At 68.7% G+C, this 17,855-nt stretch carries 20 protein-coding genes; 16 read left to right on the top strand and 4 right to left on the bottom strand.

Annotated features, from left to right (window positions below):
• Nucleotides 1–60: 60 nt before the first annotated feature.
• The 8 genes from ACFFII_RS02280 (at nucleotide 61) to ACFFII_RS02245 (ending at nucleotide 6,082) form a co-directional block, all read left to right on the top strand.
• Nucleotides 61–978 carry an XdhC family protein gene (locus tag ACFFII_RS02280; RefSeq protein WP_377697266.1) on the top strand — a complete coding sequence of 306 codons (918 nt, stop codon included), beginning with the start codon at nucleotides 61–63 and terminating at the stop codon, nucleotides 976–978.
• Nucleotides 975–1,529, top strand: a complete 555-nt coding sequence (locus tag ACFFII_RS02275; protein ID WP_377697265.1) for an NTP transferase domain-containing protein — start codon at nucleotides 975–977, stop codon at nucleotides 1,527–1,529. Before ACFFII_RS02280 ends, ACFFII_RS02275 begins: the two co-directional genes overlap by 4 nt.
• Nucleotides 1,530–1,595: 66 nt before the next feature.
• Nucleotides 1,596–2,858: a Gfo/Idh/MocA family protein gene (locus ACFFII_RS02270; RefSeq protein ID WP_377697264.1), complete on the top strand. Its 1,263-nt coding sequence runs from the start codon at nucleotides 1,596–1,598 to the stop codon at nucleotides 2,856–2,858.
• A gap of 88 nt (nucleotides 2,859–2,946) precedes the next feature.
• Nucleotides 2,947–3,702: a BON domain-containing protein gene (locus tag ACFFII_RS02265; RefSeq protein WP_377697263.1), complete on the top strand. Its 756-nt coding sequence runs from the start codon at nucleotides 2,947–2,949 to the stop codon at nucleotides 3,700–3,702.
• Between the two features lie 156 nt (nucleotides 3,703–3,858).
• Complete coding sequence (locus ACFFII_RS02260; RefSeq protein WP_377697262.1) at nucleotides 3,859–5,160, top strand: cation:proton antiporter; 1,302 nt, start codon at nucleotides 3,859–3,861, stop codon at nucleotides 5,158–5,160.
• Between the two features lie 111 nt (nucleotides 5,161–5,271).
• Nucleotides 5,272–5,568: a hypothetical protein gene (locus ACFFII_RS02255; protein ID WP_377697261.1), complete on the top strand. Its 297-nt coding sequence runs from the start codon at nucleotides 5,272–5,274 to the stop codon at nucleotides 5,566–5,568.
• Entirely contained in the window at nucleotides 5,565–5,765 is a 201-nt protein-coding gene (locus ACFFII_RS02250; protein WP_090756800.1) for a hypothetical protein, read from the top strand. The genes ACFFII_RS02255 and ACFFII_RS02250 overlap by 4 nt, the downstream gene beginning before the upstream one ends.
• Before the next feature lie 56 nt (nucleotides 5,766–5,821).
• A complete protein-coding gene (locus tag ACFFII_RS02245; protein WP_090756801.1) occupies nucleotides 5,822–6,082 on the top strand; it encodes a hypothetical protein in 261 nt (86 codons plus the stop codon).
• 588 nt (nucleotides 6,083–6,670) lie between these two features.
• On the opposite strand, the gene bioB is transcribed toward ACFFII_RS02245, so the two are convergent.
• The 4 genes from bioB to ACFFII_RS02225 form a co-directional block, all read right to left on the bottom strand.
• Complete coding sequence (gene bioB, locus ACFFII_RS02240; RefSeq protein WP_377697260.1) at nucleotides 6,671–7,639, bottom strand: biotin synthase BioB; 969 nt, start codon at nucleotides 7,637–7,639, stop codon at nucleotides 6,671–6,673.
• The gene (locus tag ACFFII_RS02235; RefSeq protein WP_377697259.1) at nucleotides 7,636–8,199 is read right to left on the bottom strand and encodes a biotin transporter BioY; all 564 of its coding nucleotides are present in this window, start codon (nucleotides 8,197–8,199) and stop codon (nucleotides 7,636–7,638) included. The genes bioB and ACFFII_RS02235 overlap by 4 nt, the downstream gene beginning before the upstream one ends.
• A 72-nt stretch (nucleotides 8,200–8,271) precedes the next feature.
• A complete protein-coding gene (locus ACFFII_RS02230; RefSeq protein WP_377697258.1) occupies nucleotides 8,272–8,928 on the bottom strand; it encodes a GntR family transcriptional regulator in 657 nt (218 codons plus the stop codon).
• A 122-nt stretch (nucleotides 8,929–9,050) separates the two neighbouring features.
• Entirely contained in the window at nucleotides 9,051–9,704 is a 654-nt protein-coding gene (locus ACFFII_RS02225) for a FadR/GntR family transcriptional regulator (protein WP_377697257.1), read from the bottom strand.
• 167 nt (nucleotides 9,705–9,871) lie between these two features.
• On the opposite strand from ACFFII_RS02225, the gene ACFFII_RS02220 reads away from it, so the two are divergent.
• The 8 genes from ACFFII_RS02220 to ACFFII_RS02185 all read left to right on the top strand — a co-directional run bounded on the left by ACFFII_RS02220 (nucleotide 9,872) and on the right by ACFFII_RS02185 (nucleotide 17,576).
• Nucleotides 9,872–10,264 carry a type 2 periplasmic-binding domain-containing protein gene (locus ACFFII_RS02220; protein ID WP_377697256.1) on the top strand — a complete coding sequence of 131 codons (393 nt, stop codon included), beginning with the start codon at nucleotides 9,872–9,874 and terminating at the stop codon, nucleotides 10,262–10,264.
• Nucleotides 10,265–10,275: 11 nt separating this feature from the next.
• Nucleotides 10,276–10,938 carry an ABC transporter substrate-binding protein gene (locus ACFFII_RS02215; RefSeq protein ID WP_377697255.1) on the top strand — a complete coding sequence of 221 codons (663 nt, stop codon included), beginning with the start codon at nucleotides 10,276–10,278 and terminating at the stop codon, nucleotides 10,936–10,938.
• Nucleotide 10,939: 1 nt separating this feature from the next.
• The gene (locus ACFFII_RS02210; RefSeq protein WP_377697254.1) at nucleotides 10,940–11,764 is read left to right on the top strand and encodes an ABC transporter permease; all 825 of its coding nucleotides are present in this window, start codon (nucleotides 10,940–10,942) and stop codon (nucleotides 11,762–11,764) included.
• A gap of 1 nt (nucleotide 11,765) precedes the next feature.
• A complete protein-coding gene (locus tag ACFFII_RS02205; RefSeq protein WP_377697253.1) occupies nucleotides 11,766–12,575 on the top strand; it encodes an ABC transporter ATP-binding protein in 810 nt (269 codons plus the stop codon).
• A gap of 6 nt (nucleotides 12,576–12,581) precedes the next feature.
• Nucleotides 12,582–13,334 (top strand): ABC transporter permease, encoded by a 753-nt coding sequence (locus ACFFII_RS02200; protein ID WP_377697252.1) that lies wholly within the window; start codon nucleotides 12,582–12,584, stop codon nucleotides 13,332–13,334.
• A 17-nt stretch (nucleotides 13,335–13,351) separates the two neighbouring features.
• A complete protein-coding gene (locus ACFFII_RS02195; RefSeq protein WP_377697332.1) occupies nucleotides 13,352–14,041 on the top strand; it encodes a fumarylacetoacetate hydrolase family protein in 690 nt (229 codons plus the stop codon).
• A 318-nt stretch (nucleotides 14,042–14,359) separates the two neighbouring features.
• The gene (locus ACFFII_RS02190) at nucleotides 14,360–16,582 is read left to right on the top strand and encodes an NADP-dependent isocitrate dehydrogenase (protein ID WP_377697251.1); all 2,223 of its coding nucleotides are present in this window, start codon (nucleotides 14,360–14,362) and stop codon (nucleotides 16,580–16,582) included.
• A gap of 379 nt (nucleotides 16,583–16,961) precedes the next feature.
• Nucleotides 16,962–17,576 (top strand): hypothetical protein, encoded by a 615-nt coding sequence (locus ACFFII_RS02185; protein WP_377697250.1) that lies wholly within the window; start codon nucleotides 16,962–16,964, stop codon nucleotides 17,574–17,576.
• Nucleotides 17,577–17,855 lie beyond the last annotated feature (279 nt).

The following is a 17,855-nucleotide window of genomic DNA, read 5'->3' as shown; positions in this document are numbered from 1 at the left end:
CTCTCCTTCGGCTGCGGGCGCGACAGGGAACAACCGCGGCGCGCCGGGTGTTCCCTGCCCATGAACAAGATTGCCCCCCGAATGGCCGAGGTCCTGCCGATCGCCACGCCTGCCGGGACCGACCCGATGGGCGATCCGCTGTCCGCGCTGGCGGACGGCGGGGTGCTGGCCGTCATCACGGGGGTGGAAGGTCCGCATTACCGCAATCCCGGCACGATCATGGCCTTTCCGGCGGCGGGCGGCAGCGTCGGCCAGCTCAGTTCCGGCTGCATCGAGGCCGACCTTGCGCTGCACGCCCGCGAGGTGGCGGCGCAGGGCCGGGTGCGGCGCCTGCGCTATGGCGCGGGTTCGCCCTTCCGCGACCTGGTTCTGCCCTGCGGGGGCGGGCTGGACGTGGCGCTGGTGCCGGTCGAGGACCCCGCGCCGGTGCGGCAGGCGCTGGCGGCCCGCGCGGCGCGGCGGGACAGCCGCTTGGGGATCGACCTCGACCGCGGCACGGTGGCGCTGGACGGCCCCGGCTTCGCGCTGCGCATCCTGCCGGCCACGCGCTTCCTGACCTGGGGGGCGGGGGTCGAGGCGGTGACCTTCGCGGCGCTGGCCCGCGCGGCGGGCTATCCGGCGGAACTCGCGACCCATGACGAGGCGACCGCCTCGACCGCCGCCGCGCAGGGCGTGGCGCTGCGCGCGGGCGGGCCCGGCGACGCCGATCCCTGGACGGCGGTGGTGCTGTTCTACCACGACCACGACCGCGAGCCGCCCGTGCTGGCCGAGGCGCTGGCCACCCCCGCCTTCTACGTGGGCGCGCAGGGCAGCCTGCGCAGCCACCGCGCCCGGGTCGAGGCGCTGCGCGGGATGGGCGTTCCCGAGGACGCCATTGCCCGCTTGCGCGGCCCGATCGGGCTGATCCCCTCGGCCCGCGACCCGCGCGTGCTGGCGGTGTCCGTGCTGGCCGAGATCCTGGCCGAGCGCGCGCAATGACCGGGGGTCCGACCGCCGGCGTGCTGCTGGCCGCGGGCCATTCCCGCCGCTGGGGGCCGGACAACAAGCTGCTGGCCCCCTTGAACGGGCAGGCGCTTGTGGCCCGCGCCGCGGCGCTGCTGGCCCGCGCGCCGGTGGACCTGCGCGCGGTTGTCCTGCGCGACAAGCGGATCGGGGCGCTGCTGCCGGGACTGGAGCCGCTGGCGCCGGAGGGCGAGGACCAGTCGGCCAGCCTGCGCGCGGCGGTGGCCTGGGCGCAGTCCTCGGGCGCCGCGCGGCTGCTGGTCCTGCTGGGCGACATGCCCGCCCTGTCCGACGCCACGGTTGCCTCGCTGGTCGAGGGCTGCACCGGCGACCGCCCTTCGGCCGTCCTGCACCCGGACGGCCGCCCCGGCGCGCCTGCCTGCTTCCCGGCCTCTGCCTTCGCGGCGCTGTCGAAGCTGCGTGGCGATCAGGGCGCGGGCGTCCTGCTGGGGGATGCCGTGACGATCCCCGCTGCCCCGTCCGAGCTGGTGGACGTGGACCGGCCGCAGGACCTGTCCGCAGGCTGAACCGCGTGGAACGATCGGCGGCAGGGCGAGTTGCCCCTCGGTCCCTCAGCGGAAGTGGATCTCTCCATGAACGACCTGCCTGATTTCTCGCGCCGCGGCTTCATGCGGACATCCGCCCTCGGCTTGGGGGCCGGGATGGGCCTCGGCCTCGGCGGGTTCGAGGCCCTGGCCCAGACCGCCGGCCGCGCCATCGGCAGCGGCCAGACCCCGCCCGCCGATCCGCTGGAACGGCAGGCCGCCGGACGCCCCGAGCCGGAACTGGACGCGACGCCGCGCCCCTCGCCGCCCGGGCGCCGGGTCGGCTGGGCCGTCTGCGGGCTGGGCCATTTCGCCCAGAACTATGCCATCCCGGCAATCGGCCGCTCGGCCGAGTCGAAGCTGACCGGGCTCATCTCGGGCAGCCGCGACAAGGCGCTGGCCGTGGCCGGGGCCTGGGGCGTGCCGGAAGGGTCGGTCTACGACTACGGAATGCAGGGGCTGGCCGACAACGACGAGGTGGACGTCGTTTATGTCATCACCCCCAACGCCATCCACGAGGAGAACGTGATCGCCGCGCTGGAAGCGGGCAACCACGTCTTCTGCGAAAAGCCCTTCTCCCACAACTCGGCCGCGGCGCAGCGGATGATGGACGCGGCGAAGGCCGCCGACCGCAGGATCATGATCGCCTACCGTGCCCATTTCGAACCCAACAACACCGCCCTGAAGGAGATGGTCCAGAAGGGCGAGCTGGGCGACATCTGGTATGCGACCTCGGACCACCACCGCCCGCTGGACCCGAGCGTGGAGCGCGACCAGTGGCGGATGGTGCGCGACCTCGCGGGCGGCGGCTCGCTGATGGACATCGGGATCTATTCGCTGAACGGGCTGATCTGGCTGCTGGACGAGGTGCCCGAACGGCTGGTCGCCACCACCTTCTCGCCCGAAACCCCCGACGGCCGCTTCGGCGAGATCGAGGCCATCGGGCAGGTGCAGCTGGTCTTCCCCTCGGGGCGGCGGGCCAGCATCTCGTCGGGCTATGTCGCCAACAAGAAGCGCATCGACCTGTGGGGCTCGCAGGCCGTGGCCGTCTTGGACCCCGCGACCGAGTACTTCGGCAACCGCCTGACGCTGAGCACGGCCGAGGGCGACGAGATGCCCACGCCCTCGAAACCCAGCGAGCAGCAGTTCACGGGCGAGATCGACCATTTCAGCCAGGCGGTCCGCGACGGGGTCCCCATCCTGACCCCGGCCGAGATGGGCCTGCGCGACATGCACCTGCTGGAGGCGATCTACATCTCGGCCGAGCGCGGCGAATGGGTCGAGGTGAACCCCGACGGCACCCTGCGCTGAGCCGCTGTGCCGGGAACGGCGGGCGGGGAACCGGGGTTGAAGGACAGGGGGATGCCGCTTCGCATCCCGCTTCTGGAGGAGGACGCAGATGGCACAGGACCGCCATGACCGCGACGACTGGGGCCGGGACCGGTCCCGAGACTGGATGGACAGGGCAGGGGACGAGGTCCGGTCCTGGTCCGGCGACCGGGACGCGGAACGCCGCCGCCGCATGGACGAGGCGCGCGGCTACGGCATGATGGGCTTTGAACAGCGCGACGCCCGCTCTCGTGGCGACGACCGCGGCCCCTATGGCGGACGTTTCCCGGACGGGCCGGGCTATGATCCGGGCTACGGGCGCAACTACGGCGCCCCCGATCCCGGCATGACGGGGCTGGGCATGGGCATGTCCAGCTATCCCCCGTCCTTCGGGATGGAGCACGAGCGGCGCAGCCACGGCGGCGAAAGCTGGCGCGGCAGCAACGAGCGCGGCTTCTTCGAGCGCGCGGGCGACGAGATCGCCTCGTGGTTCGGCGACGAGGAGGCCAGCCGCCGGCGCGAGATGGACGCGGGCCATCGCGGCCGCGGCCCCCGCAACTACAGCCGCTCGGACGACCGCATCCGCGAGGATGTAAGCGAGCGGCTGACCGACGACCCCCGGCTGGATGCCACCGACATCGAGGTTTCGGTCAGCGGCGGCGAGATCACGCTGAGCGGCACGGTGGACAGCCGCTTCGCCAAGCGCCATGCCGAGGACCTGGCCGAAGGCTGCTCGGGCGTGCGGCATGTCCAGAACAACCTGCGCGTCACCGAGCGCCACCCCGATGCGGGCCGCATCGGCGGAAGCGGCCCCCTGCGCGAGTAAGCCCCGCCACCGTCCGCCGCCCCGCGCAAAGGGGCGGCGGCCATGGCCGATCTCCCCGGGGGACCGGCATCCGAGGGACACAGGCGCGGGGCGCGCGGGCGCGCGTCCGGACAGACCTGCTGTCGGCCTGACTGAACCCCTGACCCCTTGGGTGCCATGGTCCCGCTGCTCGACCCCGATCCCTATATCCTTGTCCTGACCGGCGCGGGCTTCCTGATCGCGCTGGTGGCCTGGCTGCCGCTGGCGCTGCGGCGGATGCCCTTGTCGCTGCCCATCGTCTGCATCGCCCTGGGTGCTGCGGTCTTCTCGCTGCCCGGCGCGCGGCTGGTGCCCTCGCCCCTGGACCACCCCGAGTTCACCGAGCGCTTCGCCGAGTTCGTCGTCATCATCGCGCTGATGGGGGCGGGGCTGAAGCTCGACCGCCCCTTCGGCTGGCGCCGGTGGGAGGTCAGCTGGCGGCTGATCCTGGTGACCCTTCCCCTCAGCATCGCGGCCATCACCCTGCTGGCCGGGACATGGATGGGGCTGGCCTGGCCGGTCGCGCTGCTTCTGGCCGCCTCGCTGGCGCCCACAGACCCAGTGCTGGCCGCCGATGTGCAGGTCGGCCCGCCCAAGTCGGGCGAGGAGGACGAGGTGCGCTTCGGCCTGACCTCGGAAGCGGGGATGAACGACGGCGCGGCCTTTCCCTTTGTCCACCTGGCCATCGCCCTGTCGCTGGCCGCCGCGACCGGAGAGCCCTGGGCCGCGAAATGGCTGACCTACAACGTCCTGTGGGAAATCGGCGCGGGCGTCGCGGGGGGCTGGCTGATCGGCCGCGCCTTCGGCTGGGTCACCTTCCGCATCCCGGCCGAAACCAAGCTGGCGCAGACCGGCGACGGGTTGATCGCGCTGTCGGCAACCTTCGTGTCTTATGGCCTGACCGAGATCATCCATTCCTACGGCTTCCTGTCGGTCTTCGTGACCGCGCTGACCTTCCGCGCCGCCCACCGCAGCCACGACTTCCACCGCGAGATGCATGACGTGACCGAACAGGTCGAGCGGCTGGCGATGATGGTCCTTTTGCTGCTGTTCGGCGGGGCGCTGGCCAAGGGACTGCTGTCCGGCCTCGCGCCGGGGGACGTGGCGGCGGCGCTGGTGATCCTGCTGGTGATCCGCCCCGCGACGGGCCTGCTGGGCCTTCTGGGGCTGCGCGCCTCGCTCAGCGAAAAGCTGACCATCGCCTTTTTCGGCATCCGCGGCGTGGGCTCGATCTACTACCTGGCCTATGGGCTGAACCACATGGAGGCCGAGGGGACCGAGCGGCTCTGGGCGATCACGGGGCTGGTGATCCTTGTCTCGATCCTCATGCACGGGCTGACGGTCACGCCGGTCATGCGCCTGCTCGACCGGAAGCACGGCCGCGATCCCGATGCCGAGGCCATCCCGCCCCCCGGCCTGCAGGGACCGGGCGCCGGGTGAGGCAAGGGCCGCTTTCTGCCCCCGCCGGTCCTTTCCGGGGAACATGGCGCGCCCCCGGCCGTTGATACCCTGAACCGCCGCCGTCGCGCGGCACCACGCAGGGGAAAGCTCATGGCAAATGCAAGCAGCAAGAAGTTCGGCGCGGGGCAGCAGGACCAGGGCAAGGGCGACGGTTCGGGGGGCATGGCCCCGCTCGAGCCCGATGCGCCGCTGCCGACCGAGGTCCTGTCGAACCGCGACACCTCGCGCCATTCCGACCAGCGCGGGCTCGATTCCCGCCATGTCCTGAACGAGCAGGGCCACGACAACGTGGCCAGCCACGCGCCGGGGCAGGGCGAAGCGGGCGACGTGGACCGCGAGAAGCTGGCCGACGAGCGCCCCGAAAGCCGCACGGAGCAGGGGCAATGACCAGCAGCAAGCATCCCAAGACCGACAGCCCCTCGGACGCCGACCTGCGGCGCGATCCCGGTATCGGCAGCTCGAAGGGCGCGACCGGCTCGGACCCCGAGCTGGAGGGCGAGAACACCTTTGAAGGGGACGTGATGAACGACACCACCCCCGAAGGCGGCATCGATCCGAACCAGCGCGGCCGCGAGAACAAGTGACAGCCCGGTCCCGCGCCCTTTCCGGGCGCGGCGGCCCCTTGGGAAAGGAGACCCGCATGAGCGGCGACAAGACCCACCAGCAGCAGCGCCAGATCATCGAAGGGCGCGTGGATACCAGCAACGCGGACAAGGACTTCGACCCGCGGCCCTACCTGAATGCCTCCAAGGAGGTGCGCGACCGGATCGTGGAAACCGACCTGCCGCGGAACCCGACGCCGCTGGCCAGCGACGACGGCAACCCGATGCTGCGCGGCGAGAACCAGGAAAGTCAGCACAACAAGCGCAGCGGCCAGCCCGAGGACCAGGACAACGGCTGAACGCCCGCGCCGCGCCCCGGGGCAGCCCGCAGGTTGACGCGTCGGGCCGGCGGGATCGTCAGGTCCGACGCGCGATCCTGCCGGGATCAAGGGCGGCTTCGTGCCGAGCGATTCCCCCGGCTGTCAGGGGTGCGACGGCGCGAATTGAACCTGACCATTTTGGCAACTGTTTCGCCCCCGCGACTGGGGCTATGTTGTCTTCAGTTAAAGAGTTCGCCGGTTCGGGCAGTTTCAAAAGTACCAACGAGGGACCGAACCATCCCTCGTTCATACCCCGAAATGCATTCCGCTTCGGGTCACCTGCCATCCGCTGGCAGGCCTGTTCATGCAGGACATTCAGGCAATTCGACCCGGTCATCGGCTGATGGCGTTGATCCCGCAGCAGGGTTCCGATGCGAAATGTTTCCTATCGGAATTACGGCAATCAGGTTTCCCGCCCGTAACTCCTCGCCCCGTGCCTATTCCTTCGCCTGACAGGCAGGACGCGTGCCTGCCGGAAGAATCCGGCTTCAAACGCATCGGGCTTGAAGCCGGAACTCGACCCTTGTGGCGAAAGCGCCGCAAGTGGTTCAGCGGCGCAGGTTCCGCTCAGGCCCCGAACCCGGCCAGCTGGACAGGAGCGCTGCGCATCCCCAGGCGCGCGAACAGGTCCGCGTCCTGCCACGAGGCGGGGTTGTCCGTGGTCAGCAGCACGTCCCCCACGAAGATCGAGTTGGCCCCGGCAAGAAAGCACAGGGCCTGAAGCTCGTCGCTCATCCCCGTGCGCCCCGCCGACAGGCGCACCACGCTTTCCGGCATCAGGATGCGCGCCAGCGCCACGGCGCGGACCAGGGAAAAGGGGTCCACCGGCCGCGCCACCGCCTCGACCGGCGTGCCCTCGATGGGCTGCCACAGGTTGATCGGCACGCTTTCGGGATGGCGGGGCAGGGTGGCCAGGGTGACCAGCATGGCGATGCGGTCCTCCTCGTCCTCGCCCATGCCGAGGATGCCGCCGCAGCAGACCCGGATGCCGCCCTCGCGCACGTGGTCCAGCGTCTCCAGCCGATCCTCCATCGTCCGGGTGGTGGCGATGCGCGCATAGTGATCGGGCGAGGTGTCGATGTTGTGGTTGTAGAAATCGAGCCCCGCCTCCTTCAGCCGCGCCACCTGCGGCGGCGACAGCATGCCGAGGGTCATGCAGGTCTCCATCCCCAGGTCGCGGACGCCGCGGACCATGGCGCAAAGGGCGTCAAGGTCGCGGTCCTTCGGGCTGCGCCATGCCGCCCCCATGCAGAAGCGCTGCGCACCGGCCAGCCGGGCCTTGCGGGCCGCGGCAAGGACGGCTTCGACATCCATCAGCCTGGTCGCCCTGACGCCCGTGTCGTGATGGGCGCTTTGCGAGCAATAGCCGCAGTCCTCGGGGCAGCCCCCGGTCTTGATGCTCAGCAGGCTGGCGTGCTCCACCACGGTCGGATCGAAATGCGCCCGGTGGACGGTCTGCGCCCGGTGCATGAGATCGGCGAAGGGCAAGGCGTGGATGGCGCGCGCTTCCTCAAGCGTCCAGTCGGTGCGGATCATGCGAAGCGGCCCTTGCGCAGGCGGTCCCAGCCACCGGCAAGCAGCGCCGCCACGCCGACCTTCAGAAGGTCCCCCGTGACGAAGGGCAGGACACCTGCGGCCAGCAGCTTGTCCGCCGGCAGGAAGACGGCCAGCCATGCGGCCCCGGCGGCATAGGTGACCGCAAGCCCCGCCAGCATGGCCAGCAGGCGCCGCAGGGTTCCGCCGCCCGCCGCAAGCCAGCCCGTCACCCCCGCCGCGATCAGGAAGCCCAGCAGATAGCCGCCGGTGGGCCCGACCATGTAGGCCAGCCCGATCCCGCGCTCGGGCGAGCCCGAGAACACCGGCAGCCCCATGGCACCGGCGGCCAGGTAGGTGGCCATCGCTCCTACGGCGACGCGGGGGCCGCCGATAAGGGCGATCATCATCACCGCAAGCGTGTGCAGGGTCATCGGCACCGGCCAGAAGGGCACCTGCACCTTGGCGGCGAGGGTGATGAGCGCGGCAAGGCCCAGCATCGTCGCGCCCTGCAGGAACATGCTGCGCCGGCCGTGGGTGGCAGACAGTGCGTCAGTCGTCATCATGGATCTCCCAATTGGTTTATCTATGACTAGGAACAACGCCTCCTGCCATCCAAGCGGTATTATAGATAATCAGCCGACAATTGCGGGTCTCACGATCCCCCGCCGTGCGCCGCGTCCGCCGATGCGGCCGACATGCCTGGACAGGATCATGCAGGCCACGTCCGTCTGCCGCCGGCGCAAGGCGGCAAGAATGGCGCGGTGCTCGTGATCGGTCGAGGCTTCCCAGTCGCTGCGCCAGGCCGCGAACAGGAAGCGCGCGCTGGCCATGTGCAGGCCGTCGATCGTGGACAGCAGGCGGGGCATGCCGCAGGGCGTCAGGATCAGGCGGTGGAAACGCCGGTTGGCGGATTCCCATTCCCGGACATCCTGTGCAGAGTCAGCAGCTTCCGCCGCCTGTTCGGCTGCCGACAGCACATCCGCACCCATGTTCGGCGCCGCGTGGCGAAGGGCCAGCGCCTCGAGCGAGGCGCGCATGGCGGCGACCTCGTGCAGTTCCTCGACATCGAAGGAGGTCACGCGGACGCCCCGGCGCGGCTCGCTGACGGCAAGGCCCTGCGCCTCGAGCTGCCGGAAGGCTTCGCGGACCGGCACATGGCTGGCGCCGAACTCCTGCGCGACGTGATCCTGCCGCAGGCGTGCGCCCGGCCGCAGGGCGCCCGTGATGATGCGGTCGGCCAGGGTTCCCGCAATCTGCATGGCCAGGGTATGTCTGGGCTGGTTTTCCATCTTTTATAGATAAACCGCTGGCCCGCGAGGGTCCACCATCACTCCGGCTGTCCCTGCAAGGTCGCATCGGGAAACCCGATGATGCCGGCGCGTGATCCGGCACCGGCCTGCCAGTCAAGCCTTCAATACCCTAGGCTGTCCCGCAGGTTCTGCTCGACCGTCCGCAGATGCGTGCGCATCGCGTCCGCCGCCGCCTGGCCGTCGCGCGCGGCGACGGCTTCCACGATCCGGTCGTGCTGTTCGAAACTGTGGTGGTCGCGCGGAGGGCGGCCGGGGTTGTCGCGGCGGCGGCCCCAGGTCACGGCGCGGCGGACCGTCGTCATCGTGTCGAGCAGGCCCAGCAGCAGCGAGTTCTGGGTCGCCTCGCCCAGGGCGCGGTGCAGGCGGTTGTCGTGATGCTCGTACTGGCGCCAGGTCGGCGCCCCGCGGCATTTCAGGGCGCAGGCGCGCAGGTCGTTGATCTGCGCGCCCGTGGCATTCGCGGCCGCAAGGCGCGCGATCTCGGGTTCAAAGGCAAGGCGGGCCGCCATGACCTCGGTCGGGTTCGTCCGCAGGACCAAGGCGTTGATCTCGCTTGCGCTGTTGATGGGCCGCTCGCCCATGAAGGTGCCCTTGCCGACATGGCGCCACACGACCCCCTCGCCCTGCAGGGCGGCAAGCGCCTTGCGCAGCACCGTGCGGCCCATGTCGAGCGTTTCGGCCAGTTCCCGTTCGGGCGGAAGGCGGCCGTCTTCGCCAAGATCGGCGGTTTCGAGATAGGCCCGCAGTTTATCCAAAGGGGAAGCATGAAGCGGCTGCATCTTTGAACCAATCCTTTGATTGGTTCATACTTTACGTGCAAGACTCGAATGTCAATCTACCCGGATGAAAGAAAATTATCTTTCTATAACATAGTAATACAAGTAAACATTGGCACCTTCGCCAGCGACCCCTCTCAAGATCGTTGACGCACAATTACGATCAATACGATGATTGGTTCCATACCGGGCTTGGAGGAGCCCGATCCTGGGGAGGAAAGAAGATGGGATTTCTTGCTGACAGGATGCGGCGGCGGGTGGCCGTGTCCGCACTTGCGCTGGTCGCGGCCCTGCCGGCTGCAGCGTCCGCCGATCCGATGCGCATCGCCTTTGGCGACATCGCCACCATCGAGACCCTTGGGCTGCTCATCGCGATCGAGCGGGCGAAGGAACAGGGGGTCGAGGTCGAGCCGACCTTCCTGAAAAGCGAGGACATCGCCGCGCAGGCGGTGGTCAGCGGCAGGCGGACATCGGCATCGGCGGCCCCTATGCGCTGCTGCAGAAGGTCAAGGCGCCGATCCGCATCTTCCTGCAGCTGAGCGAGCTGCAGATGTATCCCGTGGTCAACACCGAGTTCTACAAGGACTGGGCCGACCTGGACGGGCAGGAGATCGCCGTCCATTCGCGCGGCTCGGGCACCGAGGCGATCATGCAGATGATGGCCGACAAGCATGGCATCAAGTATTCCAGCGTCGCCTATGTGCCGGGGGCCGAGGTGCGGACGGGGGCTCTGCTGCAGGGCAACGTCAAGGCGACCATCGTGGATTCCTCGGGCAAGCGCGTGCTCGAAGCCGAGGCGCCCGACAAGTTCGCCTTCCTGCCGCTGGACGGGGTCGAGGCGACGGACGAGGCGATGTTCGCCAACACCTCCTACCTGGCCGAGAATCCCGAGGATGTGGCGAAGCTTGTCGAGGCGGTCGTGACCACCTGGCGCGAGATCGCGGCCGACCCGTCCGCCGCGGTCAGGCTGCGCGAGCAGTACAACCTGCTGCCCGACGCCACCCCCGAGATGCTGGCCGAGATCGAGCCCTATTACGCGGGGATGAAGGACGCCCTGCCGCTGAACGGCGGCGGAGAGGAGGCCGCGCGCAGCGACTTCGCCTTCTACACCGCCTCGGGCGCGCTGGAAGGCAAGCCCGAGGACCTGAAGGTCGAGGACTTCTGGGATCTTTCTGTCCTGAACGGCGTGCTCGGCAAGCTCGGGACGCAGTGAGATGAGCGTCATGTCACAGGATGTGAAGGTGGTGGCCCCCGCGGCCACCACGGGACAGGCGCTGCGCCTGTTTGCCGAACGGCGCAGGTCCTTCTGGGTCGTCCTTTCGCTGCTGGTGCTGTTCACCGCCTGGGAGATCGCGGGCCGTGTCCCGATCAGCTTTGCCTTTCCGACCTTCCTCGACACGCTGGCCGCCTTCTTCGAGATGGTCGCGGACGGCTCGATGATCCGCGCCTTCTTCCTGACGCTGCAGCCGCTGGTGCTGGGCGTCGCCATCTCGGCGCTGCTGGGGATCGCGCTGGGGATCGTGATGGGGCTGTCGGACCGGCTGGAATGGCTGCTCGCGCCGGTCTTCATCGTGCTGCAGGCCGCGCCCATGGCGGCGCTGGTGCCGCTGGTGACCTTTGTCTACGGCATCGGGCTGGTCGCCAAGACGCTGGCCGTCATCATGCTGGCGCTGCCGGTGATCGTGCTGAACTCGTACAAGGCGGTGCGGCACGTGAACCCCTCGCTGGTGGACATGTGCCGGTCCTTCCAGGGCACGCGGCGCCAGCAGATCTTCAAGATCATCATCCCCGACGCCTCGCCCGTCCTGTTCGCGGGCCTGCGCCTGGGGGTGGCCGCCGGCTTCATTGGCGTCATGCTGGCCGAACTGCTGATCACCCCCACGGGGATCGGCGACCTGATCACCTATCACCGCTCGGTCGCCAACTACGCGCACATGTATGCGGCCGTCGCGGCCATCATCACGGCGTCCACCGTGACGCTGGCCCTGCTGCAGTGGTTCGAGACCAATGTGATGCGCCCCGAAAAGAGGAGGAGCTGAGATGACCGTCAACGCACTCGCGACCGACGCCTTCGATCCCGCCAGCGTCGTCACCAACGATCCGGTCGTGCGGGTCGAGGGGATCTGCAAGCATTACGGCGCGGTCGAGGCGCTGCGCAGCATCGACCTGCAGTTCGAGCGCGGCAAGCTGACGACGCTGCTGGGGCCGTCAGGCTGCGGCAAGACCACGCTGCTGAAGATCATCGCGGGGCTGGTTCCCGCGACCTCGGGGCGGATCGTCGTGAACGGCCGGGCCGTCACGGGGCCGGGTCCGGAACGCGCCTTTGTCTTCCAGGACTTCGCGCTGATGCCCTGGGCCACGGTCCTGCGCAACGTGGGCTTCGGGCTGGAGCTGAAGGGCATGGCCGCGGCCGAGCGCAACCGCATCGCCCGGCGCTATATCGAGGAGGTCGGGCTGCAGGGCTTCGAGGACAAGTATCCGCACGAGCTGTCGGGGGGCATGCGCCAGCGGGTCGGCATCGCCCGCGCCTTTGCGGTGAACGCCGACGTGCTGCTGCTGGACGAACCCTTCTCGGCCGTGGACGAGCAGAACCGCCGCAAGTTCCAGGAGGACCTGCTGCGGCTGGTCGAGATGGAGCGCAAGACCTTCATCTTCGTCACCCACTCGATCGAGGAGGCGGTCTATGTCTCGGACCGGATCGTGCTGCTGTCGCCGCGGCCGGGCCGCGTGTCGAACATCATCGATCCCCGGATCGACCGCACCGCCAACCCCGACGACATCCGGCGCGACCCAGGCTATCTCGACGTCGTCGAGGAGATCTGGCAGGGCCTGCGCCATTATGCGGAGTGACCGGCCATGACCATGTTCGGATATCGCATCCCCATGATGGCCTCGCTGATCGTCTGGGCGCTGGTGTGGGAGATCGTGGGCCGGCTGGACATCATCTTCCTGATCCCGCCGATGACCGCGATCATCGCCGCCGGCTTCGACCTGGTGCAGACCAATTCCTGGCAGAACGCCACGCTGGTCACGATCCGGTCCTTCGTGATCGGGATGGCGCTGGCGATCGGCATCGGCGTGCCGCTCGGCGTGATGATGGGCCGGGTGAAGATCATCGACAACATCTTCGGGCTGTGGGTGAACATCTTCGTCAGCGCGCCGCTGTCGGCGCTGGTGCCGGTGCTGATGATCCTCTTCGGAATGGGCGAGGCGACCATCGTCGTCACGGTCTTCCTGTTCGCCGTCTGGATCATCGTGCTGGATGCCCGCGCGGGCGTCATGCAGGTGCCCGCCTCGCTGGTCGAGATGGCGCGGTCCTATGGCGCCTCGCAGGCCACGATCATGCGCAAGATCATCCTGGTCTCGGCCCTGCCCGAGATCCTCGCGGGCATCCGCATCGGCGTGATCCGGGGGGTCAAGGGGGTGGTCATCGGCCAGATCCTCGTGGCCGTGATCGGATACGGCGAACTCTTCGAGCTGTATTCCCGCAGCTTCGACATGGAGCGGTTCTGGGCGCTCACATTGGTTCTCTTCGCCGCGGCGATGGTGCTGTCGGCGATCGTGGAAAACGCGGAAAAACGCATCGAATACTACGCAGGAGCGAGATGATGAACGAGATGACCAAGATGGCGGATTATGTCTTCGTGCCCGAACCCACCCCCACCATCCCGGTGGCCGGCAGCGACAAGCTGTTTCCCGTGCGCCGCATCTACTGCGTGGGGCGCAACTTCGCCGAGCACGCGATCGAGATGGGCCACGATCCCGACAAGGAGCCGCCCTTCTTCTTCCAGAAGAACCCCGACTCGATCGTGCCGCCCGGCAAGGACTTTCCCTATCCGACCGAGACCAGCGACGTGCACCACGAGATCGAGCTGGTCGTGGCGCTGAAATCGGGCGGCACCGACATCCCGCTGGACAAGGCGCTGGACTGCGTCTTCGGCTATGGCGTGGGCCTCGACATGACCCGGCGCGATCTGCAAGGCGCCGCCAAGAAGATGGGCCGTCCCTGGGAAACCGGCAAGTCCTTCGAAGCCTCGGCGCCCTGCTCGGCCATCCACCCGGTGTCCGAGGTGGGGCACCCCACGCAGGGCGCGATCCGAGTCGCCGTCAATGGCGAGACGCGCCAGGAAGGCGACCTGAACCAGATGATCTGGAAGGTGCCGGAAATGATTTCCTACCTGTCGCGGCTGTTCGAGCTGCGCCCCGGCGACGTGATCTTCGCGGGCACCCCGGCGGGCGTCGGCGCCGTGGTCCGGGGCGACGTGATGACCGGCCATGTGGAAGGCGTGGACGACATCACCGTCAAGGTGGTCTGAAATCCGGTCGCGGCCCCTTCGGGGGCCGCTTTCCGTTCCGGCGCGCCCGATGCCCTTCACCTTCGCGCTTGCCACAAGCCGCTGCATCCAAGGCTTGCGGACGTCGGCGGCGGCCTCAGGATCGCCCTGCCCGGAACGCCCGCCCTTGTCTTCAAGGGCCTTTGCCGCGACGGGGGCCCGGGGCCCGGGGCCCGGTCGGAAGCCGACGGGCAGGCCGTCCGATCTTTGCCGCGACCGCACTGGGGACCTGACGCAGGCGGCGGTCTCTGCTAAGGCCGGTCCGACGCGCATTCCTTCTCAGCAAGACAGGTTCAAGACATGGCTGATCTGCCCACCCCCGACATCATCTACACCAAGGTCGACGAAGCCCCGCAGATCGCCTCGGCCTCGCTTCTGCCGATCATCCGCGCCTTCGCCTCGGCGGCCGGGGTGACGGTGGGAACCCGCGACATCTCGCTGGCCGGGCGGATCATCTCGGCCTTCCCGGAAAGGCTGACCGCCGAACAGCGCCAGTCGGACGACCTGGCCGAACTGGGCGAACTGGTGAAGACGCCCGAGGCGAACGTCATCAAGCTGCCCAACATCAGCGCCTCGGTGCCGCAGCTGGTCGCGGCGGTGAAGGAACTGCAGGGGCAGGGCTATGACATCCCCGACTACCCCGAGGAACCGGCGACGGACGAGGAACGGGCGATCCGCGCCCGCTACGACGCCATCAAGGGCTCGGCGGTGAACCCGGTGCTGCGCGAAGGGAACTCGGACCGCCGCGCCGCCGTCGCCGTCAAGAACTATGCCAAGGCCAACCCCCATTCGATGGGCAAGTGGTCGGCCGACAGCAAGACGCGCGTGTCCACCATGTCGGGCAACGATTTCCGCTCGAACGAGATCTCGGCCACCCTGTCGGCCGAGCAGGCGGGCGCGGCCCGGATCGAACTGGTGGCCGAGGATGGCACGGTCACCCTGCTGAAGGACAAGGTGACCTATCCCGCGGGCACCGTGGTCGATGCCACCTTCATGTCGGCCAGGGCGCTGGACGCCTTCCTGGCCGAGCAGATCGAGGCCTCGAAGCGCGAGGGCGTGCTGTTCTCGATCCACCTGAAGGCCACGATGATGAAGGTCTCGGACCCGATCATCTTCGGCCATGCGGTCAAGCAGTTCCTCAAGCCCGTCTTCGACAAGCACGGCGCGGCCCTGGAAGCGGCGGGCGCGGATCCGAACTCGGGCCTCGGCACCCTGCTGGAGCGGGTGGGCGACATGCCCGAAGGCAAGGCCATCCTGGCCGACATCGAGGCCGTCATGGCCGACCGCCCGCCGATGTACATGGTGAACTCGGACAAGGGCATCAGCAACCTGCATGTGCCGTCGGACGTCATCATCGACGCCTCGATCCCCGCGCTTCTGCGCGCGGGCGGCAAGGGCTGGGGGCCGGACGGCAAGGCCGCGGACACCAACTGCGTGATCCCCGACAGCTCCTATGCGGCAGTCTATGAAGAGTCGGTGCGCTATTTCAAGGAAACCGGCGCGCTGGACCCCTCCACGGCAGGGACGGTGCAGAACGTCGGCCTGATGGCGCAGAAGGCCGAGGAATACGGCTCGCACCCGACCACCTTCCAGATCCCGCATGACGGCACGGTGCGGATCGTACTGGCCAATGGCGACGTGCTGCACCAGCACAAGGTCGAGGCGGGCGACATCTGGCGCGCGGCCTCGACCCGGCAGGCGCCCATCGAGGACTGGGTGAACCTGGCGATCTCGCGGCAGAAGGCCGAGGGCTGCCAGGCGATCTTCTGGCTGGACGAGACCCGCGCCCATGACGCCGAGCTGATCAAATACGTCACGCCGATCCTGGACGCGGCGGGCGTGTCGGACAGGTTCAAGATCCTTGCCCCGCGCGAGGCGACCCGCCTGACGCTGGAAACGATCCGCAAGGGCGAGAACTCGATCGCCATCACCGGGAACGTCCTGCGCGACTACCTGACGGACCTGTTCCCGATCCTGGAACTGGGCACCAGCGCCAAGATGCTGTCCATCGTCAAGCTCATGAACGGCGGCGGGTTGTTTGAAACCGGCGCGGGCGGCTCGGCCCCCAAGCACGTCCAGCAGATCATGGAGGAAAACCACCTGCGCTGGGATTCGCTGGGTGAGTTCTGCGCCCTGGGCGAAAGCCTCAAGTTCCTGGCCGAGGCCAAGGGCAACGCCAAGGCCCGCGTCCTGGGCGAGGCGGTCGATGTGGCGACCCAGGGCGTCCTGGACAACAACCGCTCGCCCTTGGGCAAGGTCGGCCAGACGGACAACCGCGACAGCCACTTCTATTTCGCGCTGTACTGGGCGCAGGCGCTGGCCGCGCAGACCGCGGACGCCGAACTGGCCGCCCACTTCGCCCCGATCGCCGAGGCGCTGGCCGAAAACGAAGCCACGATCGTTGCCGAGCTGGCTGCGGATCAGGGCAAGCCGGCCGATCTGGGCGGCTATTACCACCCCGATCCGGCCATGCTGGAAAGGGTGATGCGCCCCTCGGCCACCTTCACCCGGATCATCGGCTGACAAACGGAAAGACCACCGCCTGCCGGTTCCGGGCGGACGGTGGCCGGTTTCATGAGGGCTGCCATCTCTGCCCCTCGCCCGTCCGGCCGCAGGCCGCGCCACCCGCGTGGGCATCCCCGACAGCGGGCTTGACGTCATGGCCGGGCTGCCCGGACGCAGGGGCAGGTCCGCGGCCTTCTGGCACCTCTCCTGGCCCGGTTGCATGACCCGGCCGTTCCGCAACCTGAGGAACCATCAGGACGCGGGCGCATTGTGCGCTGTGGGAGCCGCCAATGCACATACAGTCTCCACGCCGCAAGAAACGTCCTCATGAGAGGACCCGGACCGCCACAGTGACGGCCGGCACAATCGGCGCAGCAAAGCGGGAACAGGGGCGGCGATGAAGCAGGGTCCCGAGATGCGCCCTTATGACCGTCTGCTGGGCCGCGCCGCCGAGCAGATGGCCGCGCTGACCCCGCAGCCCGACCTGGCGCTCGCCGCGCAGGAGGCCGGGGTCCCGCTGGACGAGGCGCAGACGTGGTTTGCCGATGCCCATGCGCTGAGCGTCGCCGTTCTCGAACAGCAGATGGTGCTTGTGACGGATCACCTGACGCAGCGGGTGTCCGCGGCCCCTTCGGACGATGTGGTCGCCCAGCTTCGCGCCCTGATCCACGGTTATGTGGAATGGCTCTTCGACAATCCCGTCGGCGGGCGCCTGCTGGTCAGTCCCGTCGTCGTGACGGTGCTTTCGCAGCACCAGGTGAAGCGGTTCTCAAGCGCGATCTACGGACTTGCCGAGTCGATGATGGAGCGGGCCCGCACCGCCGGCCTCATCCGCGCCGACATCGACATTCCTGAGGTGATGCTGACGATGCGGGCGCTGACGCTCGGCATTGTCGCGCTGCAGGACATGGACCGCGCCCGGCTGTGGGGAAATCCCGCCGATCCGCGCGCGGCACTGACCCGCGTGATGGACAGCTACTTCGACCTCATCATGCAGAAGCCCGCCGGATAAGCCGGACAGAGCAAGGGCAGGGCCGCGCAAGCGCGCGGAGGCGGATGTCATGCCGGATCACGCATTTGCTTCACGGCCGGACGACCAGAGGGCCCGTCATCCTGATCGCGGCGGGTGCCGGGAAAGCGCCGGTCAACTGGCGCCACGCCCTGCAGCCTGCATTCCTTTCCTTGCCGCAGACCTGCCCGGTGCCGCCGGGGGAAACGATCCGGCCCTGGACGCGCTACCCCAGATGCGACTTCGGATCCCGTGAGAGTTTCTCTCGTCGGTGTCCACGAC

It is taken from the genome of Paracoccus niistensis (assembly GCF_042432925.1).
In the GTDB taxonomy this organism is placed as follows: Bacteria; Pseudomonadota; Alphaproteobacteria; order Rhodobacterales; family Rhodobacteraceae; genus Paracoccus; species Paracoccus niistensis.
The sequence above is the reverse complement of the archived record's forward strand: the minus strand, read 5'-3'. Positions and strand labels throughout refer to the sequence as shown.

Bases quoted from the DNA above. Each gene is read 5' to 3' on its own strand.
- bioB (WP_377697260.1), bottom strand. From the start codon at position 7,639: ATGATCCGCACCGACTGGACGCTTGAGGAAGCGCGCGCCATCCACGCC.
- ACFFII_RS02230 (WP_377697258.1), bottom strand. From the start codon at position 8,928: ATGGAAAACCAGCCCAGACATACCCTGGCCATGCAGATTGCGGGAACC.
- ACFFII_RS02195 (WP_377697332.1), top strand. From the start codon at position 13,352: ATGGCGGATTATGTCTTCGTGCCCGAACCCACCCCCACCATCCCGGTG.
- ACFFII_RS02200 (WP_377697252.1), top strand. From the start codon at position 12,582: ATGACCATGTTCGGATATCGCATCCCCATGATGGCCTCGCTGATCGTC.
- ACFFII_RS02210 (WP_377697254.1), top strand. From the start codon at position 10,940: ATGAGCGTCATGTCACAGGATGTGAAGGTGGTGGCCCCCGCGGCCACC.
- ACFFII_RS02270 (WP_377697264.1), top strand. From the start codon at position 1,596: ATGAACGACCTGCCTGATTTCTCGCGCCGCGGCTTCATGCGGACATCC.
- ACFFII_RS02190 (WP_377697251.1), top strand. From the start codon at position 14,360: ATGGCTGATCTGCCCACCCCCGACATCATCTACACCAAGGTCGACGAA.
- ACFFII_RS02205 (WP_377697253.1), top strand. From the start codon at position 11,766: ATGACCGTCAACGCACTCGCGACCGACGCCTTCGATCCCGCCAGCGTC.
- ACFFII_RS02250 (WP_090756800.1), top strand. From the start codon at position 5,565: ATGACCAGCAGCAAGCATCCCAAGACCGACAGCCCCTCGGACGCCGAC.
- ACFFII_RS02265 (WP_377697263.1), top strand. From the start codon at position 2,947: ATGGCACAGGACCGCCATGACCGCGACGACTGGGGCCGGGACCGGTCC.
- ACFFII_RS02280 (WP_377697266.1), top strand. From the start codon at position 61: ATGAACAAGATTGCCCCCCGAATGGCCGAGGTCCTGCCGATCGCCACG.
- ACFFII_RS02255 (WP_377697261.1), top strand. From the start codon at position 5,272: ATGGCAAATGCAAGCAGCAAGAAGTTCGGCGCGGGGCAGCAGGACCAG.
- ACFFII_RS02235 (WP_377697259.1), bottom strand. From the start codon at position 8,199: ATGACGACTGACGCACTGTCTGCCACCCACGGCCGGCGCAGCATGTTC.
- ACFFII_RS02260 (WP_377697262.1), top strand. From the start codon at position 3,859: ATGGTCCCGCTGCTCGACCCCGATCCCTATATCCTTGTCCTGACCGGC.
- ACFFII_RS02185 (WP_377697250.1), top strand. From the start codon at position 16,962: ATGAAGCAGGGTCCCGAGATGCGCCCTTATGACCGTCTGCTGGGCCGC.
- ACFFII_RS02215 (WP_377697255.1), top strand. From the start codon at position 10,276: ATGTATCCCGTGGTCAACACCGAGTTCTACAAGGACTGGGCCGACCTG.
- ACFFII_RS02245 (WP_090756801.1), top strand. From the start codon at position 5,822: ATGAGCGGCGACAAGACCCACCAGCAGCAGCGCCAGATCATCGAAGGG.
- ACFFII_RS02275 (WP_377697265.1), top strand. From the start codon at position 975: ATGACCGGGGGTCCGACCGCCGGCGTGCTGCTGGCCGCGGGCCATTCC.